The organism is Mesorhizobium sp. WSM4837, assembly GCF_055811435.1.
Map to the genome: position 1 here is coordinate 32,100 of NZ_JBVVQE010000009.1, position 16,018 is coordinate 48,117.

Consider the following 16,018-nt stretch of genomic DNA (forward strand, 5'->3'; position numbering starts at 1 on the left):
TCCGTTAACGCCCGCGTCCGCCGCCGCCGCGCTTGATCTGCTTGTGGCCGCCACCGCCGCGCTGGCCGCCGCCCATCGACTTGTGGCCACGGTTGGAGCTGACCTTGGTCGCCTTGCCGCGATCGACGTTGCCAAGCCCCGACGGTTTCTTCGGCCGGTTGTCGACCCTTGCCGCAGGTTTTGGCTTGCCAGCCGGACGGTTCACCTTGGCCGGCTTCGCCGCCGGGCGGTTGGCGGTAGGCCTGGCCGCAGGTTTCTGGATGTTGGCGGGCTTGGCGGGGCGGGTCACGTTGGCGGGCTTGGCCTTCAGCCCGTCGAGCGTGCTCTTGCGCACGTCTCTCGTTCCCGCCGTCTTGCCCGGCGCCCTGTTGGCGAGGCTGTCGTTCTTCTTGATGTCGCGGGCGCGGTCGCGGATGGCGTTGTCGCCATTCTTCTCGATCCTGTTCTTGATGTTGTTCTGGTCGAACTTGTTCAACTGATCGCGGTCGATCTTGATCTTGCTGCGATCGACATTCTTCCAGTCGACGTCGTTGATGTTGATATTGCCGTTGAAGTCGCGGTTGTTGAAACAGTTGTTGCAGTCGATATCGATGTCGTTGCCGTTCCAGCCTCCACCCCATACCCCCCAGTCGTCCCAGTCGACGGCGGCGGCCCAGATGGCGCCCGTCACCGCCCCGGCGAAGAAGGTCGCGCCCGGATACACATAATAGGGGTAAGGATCGGGATAATAGCGGATCGGTTCCCACACGTAATCCGGCTCATAAAACATCTGCGGCGGATATTGCGGGACGTAGATCACTTCGGGGCTCGCCGACTTGATGACGAAATTGTCGTTCTCCTTGACCACCTGGATCTTGTCGTCGGTCTTGATGACGCCCTTGGCGACCGCCTCGTCGCGCAGCTGCTGGATGGCAACCAGCACGTCCTTCTGCTGGTAGGCGATGGCGTCGCCGAGCGTCTGCGTCCATTCGAGGTCGTCGCTCATCATCTTGACGATGCCGGGATAATTGAGCAGCGACACCACGGAGCCGTCCCAGCTGTCCTTGGGTTTCAGGCTCTTGTCCTTCTCGTAGCGGTCGAGGAAGCGCGCCGCCTCGACGATCTGCAGCGGATAAAGCGCAGCCGCAGTGATCACCGCGATCAGCTCGTCCGGATAGAGCGCAATCCGCGCAACCAGGACCTCCATCTCGTCGGCGCTCAACGGCTCCGGCGAGGCCGCCGCATCGCCGGATGCGTCAGCCGCCGCGACCTGTTCTTGTGCAAGGACAGGATGCGCCGAACCAAACCCGGCAAGCAGCAGCGCCAGCGCCGCAGCGCCGATCTTCAACAAGTCATTGCCCGTCATGCTCGATCCTCCCTGTCGGTCTCTGTCCGGGCAGCCTTTGCGCCGAAAGGCCGGCACCAACGAGGACGCCTGTCCGCAGGCTGAAACGATGCGCCAATAGACCCTGCTGCACCAGCGACTCTATGTAATTTACGTCGAACGCGAGCAGCCAAATGCGGGCGACCGCACAATTGGCGGTGAGCGGAAAACTGCATCTCGCCGGTGCCTACTCTGGATCCAATGCTCGACATATTGCGCCGATAAAAGATGTCCCGCAGAATACTCGGAGCGTCGAGAAGGCTGGTTCGAAGCCGCCTCAAGCGTCTGGTCGAGACCGCCCGTGTGCTCCCGGCGGGATAAGTCGCCACACCGCATAGGGCTTGTAAAACGGATCGAGATGGATGTGCTGAATTTTGCCGTGCCAAGTGAAGCGGCGGCCGGTGACCATGTCCTCCACTTCGATCGAGGCGACTCTACAACCTCAAGAGCCACGCCTCTACTTTCCCTTTGCCCTTGACTTCTATAGCGCCGCGCGGCTCGAAAACGAACTGGTCCTTAAGCCGCTCGTAGACGGCCCGCGTCACCTGAACCGCGTCGGGAATGCTACCTGATTCCATGCGGCTCGCGAGATTCACCGTGTCACCCCACAGGTCGTAGATGTACTTGCTCTTGCCGATGACGCCGGCCACCACCGGCCCGCTGTTGACGCCAACCCTGAGCTTCATCGGGACGTTGTGCTCCATGGCGTGCTCGCGGGTAATGTGGACCATGCGGATGGCCATGCGCACCATGCGCTCGGCGTGGTTGGCGACCGGCGCGGGCAGGCCGCACACCGCCATATAGGCATCGCCCACAGTCTTGATCTTCTCGATGCCGAGATCGTTGGCCGCGGCATCGAAGCGCGTGAACAGCCCGTTGAGAAACGTCACGACCTCCTGCGGCGGCATCTCCGATGTGAGAGCGGTGAAACCGACAAGATCGGCGAAGGCCACCGTGACCTCCGCGAAGCCGTCGGCGATCCTCTCCTCGCCGCCCCGCAGCCGGTTGGCGATCGGCGCCGGCAGGACGTTCAGCAGCAGCTCCTCATTCTCGCGGTTTTTGTTCTCGATGACGACATTCTTTTCACGCAGTTCCTCGACCATTCCGTTGAAAGCTGCGCACAGCTGGCCAATCTCGTCGCGCGTGCGCACTGGCACGCTCGCGCGATAGTCGCCGGCAGCGAAGCGTTTTACCCCGGCCGTGAGCTCGCGCAGCGGTCCGAGCAACGCGCGCGACAGCCAGGCGGCGGTGGCGGCCACCGCCAGCAGCGCCAGGCCGCCGACGATCAGTAGATCCCGGCGCAGCCGGGCGATCGGTGCAAAAGCCTCGGCGCTGTCGATCTTGGCGACGAGGGCCCACTTGACGCCGGGAATCGCCAGCGGCCCCCACGAAGCGAGCGTCGGGACACCACGGTATCCGATGATCTCGCCGGTACCCTCGACACCGGCCAGTGCCGCCTGAGTGGCCTTGGTGTCGATGCGCTGATGCAGCACCGGCGTCCCGTAACGCTGAATGGCGTCGAGCTCCTCGTCGCCGGCGCCGACGGACTTTAGTTCGGCGAAATAGCCCTTCCGGTTCTCGTAGAACGCCCGCGGGCCGGAGCGCACCAGATGATCGGGCCCTACGAGATAGGCCTCACCCGTTTCGCCGAATCCTTCCTGCCGCCAGCGGCGACCGCCGGTGACGACGTCGTCGATCTCCTCGTTCGACAATTGCGCCACCAGCACGCCGATGACGACGCCCCGGTCAATGACAGGAGCCCCCATGAAGGCAATCGGCGCGCCGCCAGAGGGCGCATAAGGAGCGAAATCCTCGAGACAGACGGCCGATCGGTCGGCGCTCTCCGCGCAGCGGGCGACGACGGCGGCGGCGTTGGAGCGGCGGTACGGACCGAACTGGAGCGACGTGGTGAAGTCGGCCTCCTTCTGGACGGTGTAGATCAGGCGACCGGATTTGGGATCGGCGATCATGAAATCGAAAAAGCCGACGGTCTTAGCCGCGGCGCGCATCAATGGATGATAAACGGCGTGCAGCCCGCTGTAGTCGCTCCCGTCGCCGGCATCGTCCAGAAGCTTGCGCCGCTCCGCCGGGTTTGGATTTTCCACAATGTAGTGATACTGCAGATGGTAGGGGGCGCCACCGACCGGCAGGTAGTCCGACAGGGCTGGTTCCCTGCCCAGGATACGCGTCATCTGGGGGATGACGTTCGCGGCGTACCAGTCGCCGACCTTCTTCTGCAGTTCGGGCGGCACGCCCGCCCGGTCGAGTTGGTCGACTGCAATCCGGAACTCGCGCGTCGCATCGACCACCATCTTGGAGGTGGCGAGCAGGCGCAGATCGGCCTGTATCGTACGGAAGTAGGTTTCAACCTGGCGCGTCTTGGTCTGGCGGGCGGCCGTGAGCTGGTCGAAGACTGCCTTTTCGAGAGCATTCTGTGCGCGGAAGTAACCGAGCACCCCGGTCACCAGCACCGCGATAGCGCCGAGCAGGACGAGGGTTGTAAACAGCTTCGCCGCCAAGCCCCAGCGCGCGGGTCGAAACGATCCAGCCGCCTCCATAGAAGACATCAGTTAACTCGCTAGCCCGCCGCGGCAGAAATGACATCTGCAGCGCGAACAGGGAATGTGAGCATGGCGCTGCCAGAAAAATAAAGAACAAGGCGCTTCATGTCAGATCGCATTGGAGACCTCTTCTGCCACAGCACAGCGTTTTACCGGTCGACTCGAAAATAATCCGGTTTTCGATACATTGATATTAGCGTTGGCAGATGGAACGCGGTTTTCCTCAATCGGGCACCACTTCCCAGATGTCGCCGGGATTGAAGCGATCGATATGTTTTACAATCGCCTCGGTAGCCGGGCCGAGATCGGTCTCGTGCCGGGCCTTTTTGGCAGTGTTTGTCACGTTCTGCGTGCAATGCAGCGGAACCCCACATGGCACGTCGACGTGTCGATCGGCTGCGCCATCCGCGCGGCCGGGCGGTAGCGCCGGCAATAGTTGGGCGCGCAAAGATGCGATCCGCCTTTCATCACCTTGCGCGGGATTCTGATCTGCGGCTGCCGTGGATCGAGGCTGTCGTCCCGTTTGGCACCGCGGGGGTTGTCAACCGTGCAGCACGGGTTGTCGATCTTGCCGTGTTCCTGGTACCAGTCCGTGGTCCACTGCCAGACATTGCCAGCCATGTCGTAGAGGCCGTAGCCGTTGGCGGCAAAGGAGGCGACGGGTGACGTCCCCTCGTAGCCGTCCTCGCAGAGATTCTGCCATGGGAACTCGCCTTGCCAGGTATTGGCCATGTGTCGGCCATCGGGCGCCATTTCATCGCCCCAGACAAATTCGGCCGCGTCGAGCCCGCCACGCGCCGCGAATTCCCACTCGGCCTCGGTGGGCAATTGCTTGCCCGCCCACGATGCGTAGGCTTCGGCATCCTCAAAGTTCACATGCACGACCGGATGGTCGGCCAGCCGCTTGATCGAACTCGCCGGGCCGCGCGGATGGCGCCAATTGGCGCCGCGGACATAGACCCACCAATTGTAGTGATCGCGAAGATCGACACGCTGTTTGGCCTTGCTGAACACCACGGACGATGGCGCCAGCATGTCCGGCTTCGCTCCGGGATAATCGTCGGGATTTACGGGACGTTCGGCCGAGGTGACGTAACCAGTTGCGTCGACGAAGCGAGCGAACTCGCGGTTGGTGACGGTGCAGACGTCCATCCAGAAGCCGCCCACTGTCACGCTATGCGCCGGGGCTTCTTCGGGATAGTGCTTGTCCGATCCCATGAGGAATGTACCGCCGGGAATCCAGACCATGTTCAGGAATGGCTCTTCGACCTGTGTAGATTGAGCCCGGCGTTCCACAACTTGACGCATCGTCTTGCTCCGAATCCTTACTTCTTGAAGGCGAACACCCGGTTCCAATCCTTCTTCATATCGACAACCGTCCAACCAGAATCGGCTGCAGCGTCGAGGCCCTTGTCGAGGCGGCCGATGTGCGACTCGCGGTCGTAGGCCCATTCGCGCTCCGCGTCTGTATGATGGACATACAGGCAGAAGCGCGGGGCTGGTCCGGCGCAGGTCCATTGCAGCATCTGCAGATCGCCGTCGGAATTGCCGAAGGCCGCGATCGGCCGCCGCCCAATATGCTTTTGGATGGCCACCGGCTTGCCCGCCTTGTCGTCAATGAAATCAACTTCCGGCAGCTTGTTGAGAACAATCTGGTCCCCTTTCAACTCGAATTTCATTTTGCCGCTGCTGCCGATTACCTGCTCGGGCGGAATGCCATAAACCTGCTCGCTGAATACTCGCACGAACTCGATGCCGCCGCCCGAGGCTACGAATGTCTTGAAACCGTTGGCGCGCAAATAGTCCAGCAGCTCCAACATCGGCTGGTAGATCATCTCCGTGTAGGGTTTGCCTGTCTTCGGATGCTTTGCGCTCGCAAACCAGTCGCGGACGATCTGTTCGAACTCGTCGGTCGTCATACCGGAATGCGCGGCCATCACGATCTCCAGGATCGCGTGTTCTCCGCCAGCTAGCGCCGCTTTCACATCGCCCTTCAACAGCGAGGCAAAGGGCTCCTGCGTGTTCCATTCGGGATGTTGGGGAGCGAGCGCCTTGACCCGGTCGAGCGCGAACAGAAGCTGAAAATACATGGGCTGTTCGCCCCACAGCGTTCCGTCATTGTCGAACACCGCGATGCGTTCGGGGACGGGCACGAAATCCGCCGACCCTTCCTTGGTCACGCTTTCGACGAACCGCACGATGGATTGCTTCGCCTCGCCTTCGTTCCATGACGCGAGTACTTCCGCGCCTTGCGCGGAAGGCGCAATCGCCATCAACAGAAAAAGGGGCAGCAAATAGCGCCTGGCGGCGCGAGCGAGAACGGTCATGGCTTGACACCTTTGCTTTCTGAAATTTGAGCGGGACGGTGTTCGAACAGCAGCGTCCAGAGCCTGCCTTCGCCGAGGGCGACATTCAGTTCCCTGGACGCCAAATAGGGGATCAATATCAGCAGCATGATCAGGCTTGTCGCCAGCGTCTGAGGCAGCTTGGCGCCTCCGAACTCAGCGAGCGAGGCGGCGACCGATCGCCCATGAATCAAACCGACGACGACTTCCTCGAGGACCGAGAGAACGAGAAGCAGGATCAGATAGAGCAAGGCCTTGTAGGCTATAACGTAGGCGATTCTGCCTCCTCCACGCCGGTCTCCCAAGCGGATCATCTGTCCGAGCATTATGAACTTCGCCAGGATCAGTGCCTTGATGGCCGCCAGACCTGATGGCAGATAGCCGATGCCCTCCTCGCCAAGGATCGCTGCCTTGTAGAGAATGAGCGCACCAAAGCAGACGAATAGATACAAGGACAGGAGCGCGTACTCGCGCAGTTCGTTCTTTGCCCGCTGAGCAATGGTCTCGGTCGAGGAATTGTTGTTCGCGACTGCCATTGATCTGCTTCCGAGTTAGCTTGGGGGCCGCGCCTGCCGATAGTGCGAGCGCGGCCTGTTCAGAGCGAAGACTCAGTTTCTGCCACCCTCCTGCAGTTTCGCCAGGACCTGGTCGAGCGCGAAGCTGCCGGGCCTCTGCCGCGGCGGGAACTCGACATAGGTCTGCAGGTGTTTGGCGACATAAGCCTGCGCCGGCACGAGCGCGAAGGCGTGCTCGACACGCCATCTGTCATATTCCCCAGCGTCCGTCTGCGCCCGTTCGAACGGGTCACCCTTGATGTCGAAGAGCTTCGGGAACCGCAGCGGAATCAGCGGATTCTCCCACACGGCAAGCCCCTCCTCGCGCTGCTCGAGGAAGACCATCTTCCAGCGTTCGTAACGCAAGCCGGCGAGATTGCCGTCATCGGTCCAGTAGAAGTATTCGTGGCGCTTGCCTTCGCCTTCGCCAGCCAGCACATCGCGTTGATTGTAGCCATCCAGATGCACCTTGAAGCTCTTGCCAGCGGCTTCGTATCCGCTCAACAGCTTAGCCGTCACGTCCGGTTCGCCTGCGGCGGCGACGAGCGTCGGCACGAAGTCTTCATGTGACGTTATGTGATTGATTTCGGTTCCGGGCTTGATGACGCCGGGCCAGCGCATCATGCACGGCACGCGGTAGCCACCTTCCCAGTTTGTGTTCTTCTCGCCTTTGAAGGGCGTGGTGCCGCCGTCCGGCCACGAGAAAACCTCCGCGCCGTTGTCGGTCGTCCAAAGGACGATGGTGTTGTCGGCGATGCCGAGGTCATCGAGCTTGCCCAGAAGCTGGCCGACCATGCCGTCCATCTCCACCATGGCGTCCGCATAGATGCCCAAGCCGGTCTTGCCCTTCGAGGCCTGCTTGAGAAACGTGTAGATGTGGGTCCGGGTCGAATTGAACCAGCAGAAGAACGGCTTCCCGTCGGCGTTCGAGCGGTCGATGAAGTTGAGCGCGCTGCCGAGGAACTCTTCGTCTACGGTTTCCATGCGCTTCTTCGTCAGCGGACCGGTGTCCTCGATCTCCTGTTTGCCCACCCGCCCGAAACGCGGATCCTCGGTAGGATCGTCGGTTGCACTGGCCTTGCATTTCATCACGCCGCGTGGACCGAACTTGGCCTTGAACTCGGGGTTCTTCGGGTAGTCGGGATGCTCCGGCTCGTCCTCGGCATTGAGGTGATAGAGATTGCCGAAAAACTCATCGAAGCCGTGAACGGTGGGCAGATGCTCGTTGCGGTCGCCGAGATGGTTCTTGCCGAACTGGCCGGTCACATAGCCCTGCGGCTTGAGCAGTTCCGCAAGTGTCGGGTCCTTCTCCGACAGCCCTTCCTTGGCACCCGGCAGGCCTACCTTCAGCAGGCCGGTGCGGAAGCAGGATTGGCCCGTGATGAATGCGGCGCGCCCGGCTGTGCAGGACTGCTGGGCGTAGTGGTCGGTAAAGATCGCCCCCTCGCTGGCGATACGATCGATGTTCGGCGTGCGATAGCCCATCATGCCCCGGTTGTAGGCGCTGAGGTTCCAATAACCGACGTCATCGCCGAAAATGACGAGGATGTTGGGTTTTGCACCGGCTGCTTGAGCTTTCGCGCTCGTGGCTATTCCGGATGCGACAGCTGAAATGGCGAGCACAGATCCTCCGGTCAGCAAAATGTCGCGCCGGTTCGGTTGTCGGTCTGGATTCGCTTGCCTATCACTCATCTGACGTCCTCCTTGATTGTACCGCTTTTCCAAAATGAGCCGGGTTTTCGGTTCCTTGGCGAGAAAAACATGCTCCGCGTTCTGTCGACGAGACGAAACTCGTGGCAGGACGCTTCAACCATGCCTTCGACAAAATCGTCCTTCGTGAGGTTTGCCTATTGCCGCTCGGGGCGGAAGGTAATTAACGGTAACCTACTGGCAGAATCCGCTCGGTTGCATCGAAAGCGGGCTATCCAGGATACGGCTAGCTCGATGGGACAAATGGCAGTAGGGAGATCCAATTCCCGGCGCCGATATACCGCGCAATGGCCTTGGGTCGGATCGGGAAGACATTGCGGGTTCTTTGAGGACCGCTGCCACAAGCGTGTCAATCCTCGGCCATCGGCGGATACAGCTTCACCAAGCAACAGTCCGACTGCGTAACTTACATACCGATACTGGCACCATCAAAAAGACTATGCGCATTCTAGCGCATAAGGGATGGCGCTATGGCAGCAAACGGCAAAACTCCTGGCAGGGAGCAGTGATATTCGGCGGCAAGCGACGCCTGCCAAATGCCGAATTTGCGATCCGCAAATGAGGCATTCCGCGACAGTAGGGTGTGGACGGTCGACACCGACGTCTCCTTCAGTGAAGCGACGGCGCAGCCTGGGTGGATGCCACGGCCGGTCGTCGCTGAAACTATTCGGTCAGGCCCGAAGTCTATTCTGGCCGGTGGGGCTCGTCGGCGCCGGCGAAGCCGACATCGACTGGATGTCGCCGTGGCGATCGGCTATCGTTTCAGCGATCGCGTCTCATCGGTCATCGGGTACCGGGCATTGGGCGTCGACTACAGCAACGACGACGGTTTCCTCGATGTCGCAGCAAGGTCCGATTCTGGGACTCGTTGTCCGGTTTTTGTGGCACAAGGAGTCCGATGGATTTTGACTTCGCCCTTAGCTTGCAGCCACTCTGCCCGGAGACGTAGCATGCAGCCAGAACAGTTGCCCATAAAAGGGCGAGGAGCCAATATGTGCAGCTGCGGCATTCAAAACTCGAGGCACTCATGAATTACAAGCTACGGCTCGGGTTCTTGCCAGTTATCGTCGTGCTCTTGCTAGCGCTCTTGCAGGGAACTTCGCTAGCTCAACAGCCCTCCCCAGACCTTCCGCCCGAAAAGGCAAAGCAGTTCCTCGAGCTTTTGTCCGATCCGCAACTAAAGGCGTGGCTCGAGGGAAAGATTCCAGCGGCCACGTACGAGCCCGGCCTGTCCATTTCCGAGGACATCTTGAGCTTGGAGGCGGGTATTCGTGCCCGTATCGGTGCGCTCGGCGCCGCGATCCCGCGCCTGCCGGAAGAACTGTCGCGCGCCGCCAAAATTGTCTCGCGTGACGTGAACTCCGGCAGGCCAGGGCTGGTCATGGGCATCCTGGCGGTCTTGATCGCGGTCGGTTTCGGAGCCGAGTGGGCGGTGCGACGAGCGCTCGCCAGGACGAGGAGCGCGGTTGCTCAGGAAGACGCCGGACAAGCGATCCTCTTCGAGACTGTCGCCCTGCTGACTTTTGCGCTCGCCAGCGCCGGTTCGTTCTTGGCACTCGGATGGCCACCCCTGCTCCGCAGGATCATTCTGACCCTGCTTCTTGCGTTCATAGCGTTCCGTATCGTTCGCGCGGCAGCCCGATTGCTGTTTGCGTTCGGCGGTGCGACGAGCGCTCCCTCGGACAGGCCGACTCCGCTTTTCGAAAGCGAAGCTTCGACCCGTTTCTGGCGGTGGCGAGTCAGCCTTGTGGCCGGGTTCCTGTTGTTCGGCTGGGCGATTGCCAGCCTCATGCCTGGCCTGGGCTTCTCTCCCGAGGCTGCAGAGCTCGCCGCCTTCCTGTTCGGGCTTGGCATTCTGGCAACCGCAATCGACGTCGTCTGGCACCGGCCCGACGTGCGAGGTTCTCTGGTCAAGCAATCGTTTCTCACCTTGTTCCTGATCGTGCTATGGGGGGCTTGGGTCGCCGGCCTGCTCGGCGTCCTGTGGCTTGGGATTTTCGCCCTGGTGCTGCCGACAGCCTTGCGCGGGGTCGGCGCCGCGGCACAGGCCTTCGCCGGCAGGTCGAAGCGCAGCGGCGCGATGGGCGTCGTATTCAACGTGCTCATTGTCAGGGGCGCCAGGGCGGCGGTCATTGCCGCGGCGGTCGCATGGCTCGCCCATATCTGGCGGCTCAGGGCCGCAACTTTCGCCGGCAGCGAGACCGGCGGCTTCCTGATAGCCGGGCTGCTCAACGGCATCATCATTTTGCTCATCGCCGACATGCTTTGGCAACTGTCGAAGGCATTGATCGAATATCGGATGAACCTCGCGCCGACGGATGGGAACAGCGCCGATGAACTGGCTCGCAGCGGACGGCTTCGCACGCTGTTGCCGATTTTTCGCAACGCCCTTGCCGTGTTCATAGTCGCCGTCACCATTCTGACCGTCCTCGCTGGGCTCGGCGTGCAGATTGCGCCGCTGATTGCGGGTGCCGGAATTTTCGGCGTCGCCATCGGCTTCGGCTCGCAGACCCTGGTCAAAGATGTGCTGAGCGGCGTCTTCTACATGATGGACGACGCCTTCCGGGTCGGTGAATACATCCAGAGCGGCAGCTACAAAGGCACGGTCGAATCCTTCAGCCTGCGTTCGGTGCGTCTGCGGCATCATCGCGGCCCCGTCTACACCGTCCCATTCGGTGAGCTCGGGGCGGTCCAGAACATGAGCAGGGATTGGGTGCTCGACAAGATGATGATCAACGTTACCTACGATTCCGACGTGGATCTGGCGCGCAAGCTCATCAAGAAGATCGGCCAGGAACTGGCAGCCGATCCTGAATTTGCGACCGACACGATCGAACCGCTCAAGATGCAGGGCATCGACAGTTTCGGGGACTATGCGATCGTTCTGAGGATGAAGTTGATGACGAAGCCCGGGACCCAATTCGGCATCAAGCGGCGCGCACTCATGATGATCAAGGCGGCATTCGCGGAAAACGGTATCAAGATCGCGGTTCCCACCGTTCACGTCGAGGGTGGCGGGGAGACTGCGGCGGCTGCTCATCAGGCAACCCAAACCCTGAAAAAGAGCAAGGCCCCCTTGGAGGCGGTGAGGGACAGGCCATAGAGCTGCGCGGTCCTGTCCACGTCATCCGAACTCGGCCTGACCTCTCTGAGAAAGGCATCGATGTTGACCGTGTACGTGGCTCAGATTTCAGGACGTGGGATTGTCGCCTCGACGCGGCGAACGAAGACGAAGCTAGAGCGCGGCTGGCAGACAGGACAATTCGGCGGGACCTGATTGTGTTTCCAAAACCAAGATCGTCCCCTTTGGAACGGCGTCTCGCAGCTTGCCCCCGATCTATCGGAGCCCTTCAAGAGCAAAGGTATTGCCGATCTCGAGGACGGCACCCTTATCATTCGGGCAAAGTTCACGGCGAAACCGGGCAAGCAATTCGCGATCTGCCGGGCGGCACTGAAGGCGGTTCACAACGCATTCCGAGAGAACGGAATTCGGGCCGTGCCAAAGCCGACCAAAGGACAATGGCTATCGCGTGACAGTCCCATGCCGTCGTCGATGGCGTCGAGGACTGAACGGTCCGCAGTGCGCTGGCCAGCATTAGCCCGTAGATTACAGTTATTTACGTTGCCTGACGTGAGCCGATCGGCCAGGGTCACTCACAGCGCGTAATATCGCCTCGTCCCGCAAGAGAACAGCAGCCTCTGAGCAATCGAAATTGGGCGCCCATAGCCAGAAACAATCCTGCACACAAGGGGAACATCAATGCGAAAATTCATGACACTCATCGCGGCAACGTCAGTAGCACTTTCGTCTGCGATGGCAGCCTACGCACAAGATCAAAACCCCCTTCCCAAGGCCAGCGATGTGCTTGTCCGACAAGGGAACGACATCGAGGGCTGGACGGTCTATGCCAATCAAACCCGCGGAGATTGCTTGATCGTGCGCCAAGATGGGCCAAGTGCGGTGCAAATGGGCGTTACCGCAAATCAGGAGGTCGGGTATCTTGGCGTGTTCACCAAGGAGGACATCGGCCTTCAGAACGGGAAGACGTCAGATATCTTCGTCTCTATCGACGGCCAACTCTTTAAGGGTGTCGCCACTAGCACGAGCGGCGAACTCAAGGGCGGATATTCTGGCGGCTACATCTTGACAGACGATCCGAAATTCAAGCGCGCCGTGGCGAAGAGATATAAAATGACCGTGTTTCCGGAAACCAAGGGGGCCTTTGTCGTCGATCTGAAGGGGACTTACAAGGCAATGGCAATGGGCCGCAAGTGCCTCACGCAGTGACCCCGCTCTGACCAGTCATTTGCCTTTCATGGGTCCGGAACGCGAGGTTGGCGTTTGAAACAGAATTGGCAATTCTGTTTCACCCGACGCCTAGTTGAGCACCGGGCGCGGGTGTATTTCTTGGGTGGGGCGGAGCACCGTGGTCCGCCGATCTGCGGGCAGAAGATAGGTGCAATTCCAACGCCGTCTTGAGCGTCGCAGGGTGGAAGGCCGTCGTCGGCCTCGTCGATCAGAACCGGCAGGAAGCGCCAAAAGCTGCCGTAGCGCCAGCGCGCAGGCGACCCTCGCCACGCACCCGGCAACTGGACGACGGCATAGGGTAGATGGCACTAGCCGTCAAGTTTTCGGAGGAAATCGACTATTCGAGACGCGGCTTCCTCCGGCTGCTCCAAGGGTAGGAGATGCGCCGCCCCGGGGACGTTGACGAGCGTCCCCTTGCCTTGTTCATAGCCGCGGTCACCGTGCTAACGATCCTCGCCGGGCTCGGCGTGAAGATACTCCCGCTGATTGCCGGCGCCGGCATCTTCGGCATTGCCATCGGCTTCGGCTCGCAGACCCTGGTCAAGGACGTGCTGAGCGGCGTGTTCTACATGATGGACGACGCCTTCCGGGTCGGTGAATACATCCAGAGCGGCAGCTATAAAGGCACGGTCGAATCCTTCAGCCTGCGTTCGGTGCGTCTGCGGCATCATCGCGGCCCCGTCTATACCGTCCCATTCGGTGAGCTCGGGGCGGTCCAGAACATGAGCAGGGATTGGGTGATCAACAAGATGATGATCAACATTACCTATGATTCCGACGTGGACCTGGCGCGCAAGCTCATCAAGAAGATCGGCCAGGAGCTGGCGGCAGACCCGGAATTTGCGGCCGACACGATTGAGCCGCTCAAGATGCAGGGCATCGACAGTTTTGGGGAATACGCGATCGTTCTGAGGATAAAGTTGACGACGAGGCCCGGGACCCAATTCGGCATCAAGCGGCGCGCATACATGATGATCAAGGCGGCATTCGCGGAAAACGGTATCAAGATGGCGGTTCCCACCGTTCACGTCGAGGGTGGCGGGGAGACTGCGGCGGCTGCTCATCAGGCAACCCAAACCCTGAAAAAGAGCAAGGCCCCCTTGGAGGCGGTGAGGGACAGGCCATAGAGCTGCGCGGTCCTGTCCACGTCATCCGAACTCGGCCTGACCTCTCTGAGAAAGGCATCGATGCGAGCATTCACCACGGGTCAGAGCCTTCGTGTGGGTCGGATCGCTGCTCGGATTTCATTGTACCCTTGGGGTCGCCCCACGCCCGCTCCATGAACATTGAATCAAGGCGCTCAATGCTCCAGAACGCTGCGGTCGTCCCGATGACATAGGCTGAGGCGACAACCGCCTGCCGCGGCAATTCATAAACGCGCTGGACTAGATGGATGGCGACCAGCACGACGGCAATAAACATCAGCTGGCCAAGTTCGACGCCGACGTTGAATGAGAAGAGCGCCAGCGGGACCATGGGATCCGCGCCCCATGGCCAACCGTACCCACTTGTCAGGGGAGGAGTTCGATCTCGCCCGGCTTCCAGGTCTTGTCGAACCACGGCTGCAGCGGACCATAGAGGCGAAGAAGAACGTTCCAGCCCTTGCCGGGAACTGTCTGGACCCAGTTGGCCTCATGGCCTTCCGGCGCCGTCGGGCCGAACCAGACATCGACCGAGGAGTCCGCGTTGATCACGATGTCTTTCTTGTCGCTGCCGATGCTAGGGAATTGCTGGTCCGTCTGCAGCATCGAACGCGTCTGATTGTCATACAAGACGAACGACCAGAAATTCTTTGCCGGAATGTTTGGCGGCAGATGCACCTTATAGGTCTTGCCGCCATCGAACGGCTTGCCGTCCTTGTCGGTGGTGGCGCCTGCGTACTGCGAACCGATACCGACGCGCTTTATCGCCATGGCCGGCGTGATGCCCGTCGCATAGTAGTGGAACAGGACACGCGCATCCAGATAGCGCACGCCGGGCTGCAGAAGAAACTCGTAGCTGCCGCCGACAAAGCCGGTGAACCAGGCACTGTCCGGATAGTAGTAGGCATCCTTCATGCGGGTCTTGAAGGTGATGGTGCGCGCCGTCGCGTTGCCGACGGCTACGGCTTCGGTGAGGATCTTTTTCATCCGCTCGTCCGGCGCGAAGGGTTTGCCTTTTACGATGCCGATGGCGGCGAGTTGTCCCAACACTTCCGGGTGATAGGACTCCTCCGGCTCGTACTGGACGATGCCGTTCACTTCCTCGTAGAAATGAAAATCATTGGCATGGATGGTGTTGAACTCCTTGCCGGAAGAATTGATGATCTTCATCGGCGGCGGGTTGTCAGCTTCCGAAAGAGGATACACCTTGGCGAATTTCCTGGTGTTTTCGACAGCAGTGGCGGTGCTGCCGTTCTCGAGGAAGCCGCGCCAGAAGAACAGGTTTCCGTAGGTTGACGTCTTAAACACGAAATACCCTTCGGGTATCTCGCCTTGGTAACCCGGCGGCAAAAGCAGGTATTTTCCGCCCTTGCCCTTGTCCGGTCCGGCATTGCCGACATCGCCGACATATTGGAACCAGTGGTTGTCGATCATGCCCAGGATATTGGGCGGTGTCTCGATGACCAGCGGGCCAGCCTTGGTGTCCAGCCACATGAGATTGTAGATGCTTTCGGTGTTGGCCGTCAGGAACAGCGAATGCGAGTCCGCCAGGTTTTCGAACACCAGGATGGTCTGGTTGTTGTCGGCTCCCTGGCTGGCAAATCCAACCCGCATAGCTTCGACGGATGCACCAGGCATGGCGTTGAGAAAAGCATCGACGCCGCGCATGAAATCGAGATTGTCGTAGATCTTCTCCGAAGTGGCGTCATCCGGGAAGCCATCGAAAAAATTCAGTTTGCCAATCCTGGTGTCCACACTTTCCGGCGTGACGATGGAATCCGGTATCGGCGTCGTCATCTTCATCTTCGGCGCTTCGGCGGAAGCGGTGCTCATGTCGATCAGTACCGCCGCGGCGGTGGCGCAAAGCAGTCTCGTCGTGCGTGCAGCGGTCGCAGTAGAGCCGGCCAATTTCAGGTAGTGTTTCATGGCTTTTCATCCTTCACAGCGGTTCAGGCCGCGGGGCGGCCGGTCTTCTCATTTTTTCGGGAACAGAAGCGTCCGGTCCATCAACCGACGGATCGGGAACCGACGCGC

General features: G+C 60.5%; 11 protein-coding genes and 2 pseudogenes. 4 read left to right on the forward strand and 9 right to left on the reverse strand.

From position 1 onward, the window contains the following. Positions 1-4: 4 nt before the first annotated feature. The 7 genes from AC0L3D_RS07220 to AC0L3D_RS07250 form a co-directional block, all read right to left on the reverse strand. A complete protein-coding gene (locus tag AC0L3D_RS07220; RefSeq protein WP_128170637.1) occupies positions 5-1,345 on the reverse strand; it encodes a DUF3300 domain-containing protein in 1,341 nt (446 codons plus the stop codon). Between the two features lie 452 nt (positions 1,346-1,797). Next, on the reverse strand, positions 1,798-3,930 hold the full coding sequence (locus AC0L3D_RS07225) for an adenylate/guanylate cyclase domain-containing protein (RefSeq protein WP_287260004.1): 2,133 nt from the start codon (positions 3,928-3,930) through the stop codon (positions 1,798-1,800). A gap of 217 nt (positions 3,931-4,147) precedes the next feature. Further along, positions 4,148-4,267, reverse strand: a complete 120-nt coding sequence (locus AC0L3D_RS07230; protein ID WP_287260005.1) for a DUF2950 family protein — start codon at positions 4,265-4,267, stop codon at positions 4,148-4,150. After that, complete coding sequence (locus AC0L3D_RS07235) at positions 4,264-5,232, reverse strand: formylglycine-generating enzyme family protein (protein WP_128170636.1); 969 nt, start codon at positions 5,230-5,232, stop codon at positions 4,264-4,266. Before AC0L3D_RS07235 ends, AC0L3D_RS07230 begins: the two co-directional genes overlap by 4 nt. Before the next feature lie 17 nt (positions 5,233-5,249). Continuing rightward, positions 5,250-6,251 (reverse strand): HAD family hydrolase, encoded by a 1,002-nt coding sequence (locus AC0L3D_RS07240; protein ID WP_128170635.1) that lies wholly within the window; start codon positions 6,249-6,251, stop codon positions 5,250-5,252. Then, complete coding sequence (locus tag AC0L3D_RS07245; protein WP_128170634.1) at positions 6,248-6,805, reverse strand: hypothetical protein; 558 nt, start codon at positions 6,803-6,805, stop codon at positions 6,248-6,250. Before AC0L3D_RS07245 ends, AC0L3D_RS07240 begins: the two co-directional genes overlap by 4 nt. A gap of 72 nt (positions 6,806-6,877) precedes the next feature. After that, the gene (locus AC0L3D_RS07250; protein WP_128170633.1) at positions 6,878-8,515 is read right to left on the reverse strand and encodes an arylsulfatase; all 1,638 of its coding nucleotides are present in this window, start codon (positions 8,513-8,515) and stop codon (positions 6,878-6,880) included. Positions 8,516-9,149: 634 nt separating this feature from the next. On the opposite strand from AC0L3D_RS07250, the pseudogene AC0L3D_RS07255 reads away from it, so the two are divergent. The 4 genes and pseudogenes from AC0L3D_RS07255 to AC0L3D_RS07270 form a co-directional block, all read left to right on the forward strand. After that, positions 9,150-9,442: pseudogene (locus AC0L3D_RS07255) on the forward strand (hypothetical protein); the annotation flags it as partial. Positions 9,443-9,560: 118 nt separating this feature from the next. Next, on the forward strand, positions 9,561-11,636 hold the full coding sequence (locus tag AC0L3D_RS07260; RefSeq protein WP_128170632.1) for a mechanosensitive ion channel family protein: 2,076 nt from the start codon (positions 9,561-9,563) through the stop codon (positions 11,634-11,636). A 657-nt stretch (positions 11,637-12,293) separates the two neighbouring features. Further along, complete coding sequence (locus AC0L3D_RS07265; RefSeq protein ID WP_287320915.1) at positions 12,294-12,821, forward strand: hypothetical protein; 528 nt, start codon at positions 12,294-12,296, stop codon at positions 12,819-12,821. A 434-nt stretch (positions 12,822-13,255) separates the two neighbouring features. Beyond that, a pseudogene (locus AC0L3D_RS07270) lies at positions 13,256-13,969 on the forward strand (mechanosensitive ion channel family protein); the annotation flags it as partial. A 70-nt stretch (positions 13,970-14,039) separates the two neighbouring features. Here the strand turns inward: AC0L3D_RS07270 and AC0L3D_RS07275 are convergent. Both AC0L3D_RS07275 and AC0L3D_RS07280 read right to left on the reverse strand, forming a co-directional pair. Further along, positions 14,040-14,318 (reverse strand): HupE/UreJ family protein, encoded by a 279-nt coding sequence (locus AC0L3D_RS07275; RefSeq protein WP_128169556.1) that lies wholly within the window; start codon positions 14,316-14,318, stop codon positions 14,040-14,042. Positions 14,319-14,353: 35 nt separating this feature from the next. Beyond that, positions 14,354-15,910: a DUF1254 domain-containing protein gene (locus AC0L3D_RS07280; RefSeq protein ID WP_287260007.1), complete on the reverse strand. Its 1,557-nt coding sequence runs from the start codon at positions 15,908-15,910 to the stop codon at positions 14,354-14,356. Positions 15,911-16,018: the final 108 nt, after the last annotated feature.

What these genes read in the sequence shown, in the direction of transcription:
- AC0L3D_RS07275 (WP_128169556.1), bottom strand. Translation starts at nt 14,318, where the DNA reads ATGGTCCCGCTGGCGCTCTTCTCATTCAACGTCGGCGTCGAACTTGGC.
- AC0L3D_RS07225 (WP_287260004.1), bottom strand. Translation starts at nt 3,930, where the DNA reads ATGTCTTCTATGGAGGCGGCTGGATCGTTTCGACCCGCGCGCTGGGGC.
- AC0L3D_RS07280 (WP_287260007.1), bottom strand. Translation starts at nt 15,910, where the DNA reads ATGAAACACTACCTGAAATTGGCCGGCTCTACTGCGACCGCTGCACGC.
- AC0L3D_RS07245 (WP_128170634.1), bottom strand. Translation starts at nt 6,805, where the DNA reads ATGGCAGTCGCGAACAACAATTCCTCGACCGAGACCATTGCTCAGCGG.
- AC0L3D_RS07240 (WP_128170635.1), bottom strand. Translation starts at nt 6,251, where the DNA reads ATGACCGTTCTCGCTCGCGCCGCCAGGCGCTATTTGCTGCCCCTTTTT.
- AC0L3D_RS07260 (WP_128170632.1), top strand. Translation starts at nt 9,561, where the DNA reads ATGAATTACAAGCTACGGCTCGGGTTCTTGCCAGTTATCGTCGTGCTC.
- AC0L3D_RS07235 (WP_128170636.1), bottom strand. Translation starts at nt 5,232, where the DNA reads ATGCGTCAAGTTGTGGAACGCCGGGCTCAATCTACACAGGTCGAAGAG.
- AC0L3D_RS07220 (WP_128170637.1), bottom strand. Translation starts at nt 1,345, where the DNA reads ATGACGGGCAATGACTTGTTGAAGATCGGCGCTGCGGCGCTGGCGCTG.
- AC0L3D_RS07250 (WP_128170633.1), bottom strand. Translation starts at nt 8,515, where the DNA reads ATGAGTGATAGGCAAGCGAATCCAGACCGACAACCGAACCGGCGCGAC.
- AC0L3D_RS07265 (WP_287320915.1), top strand. Translation starts at nt 12,294, where the DNA reads ATGCGAAAATTCATGACACTCATCGCGGCAACGTCAGTAGCACTTTCG.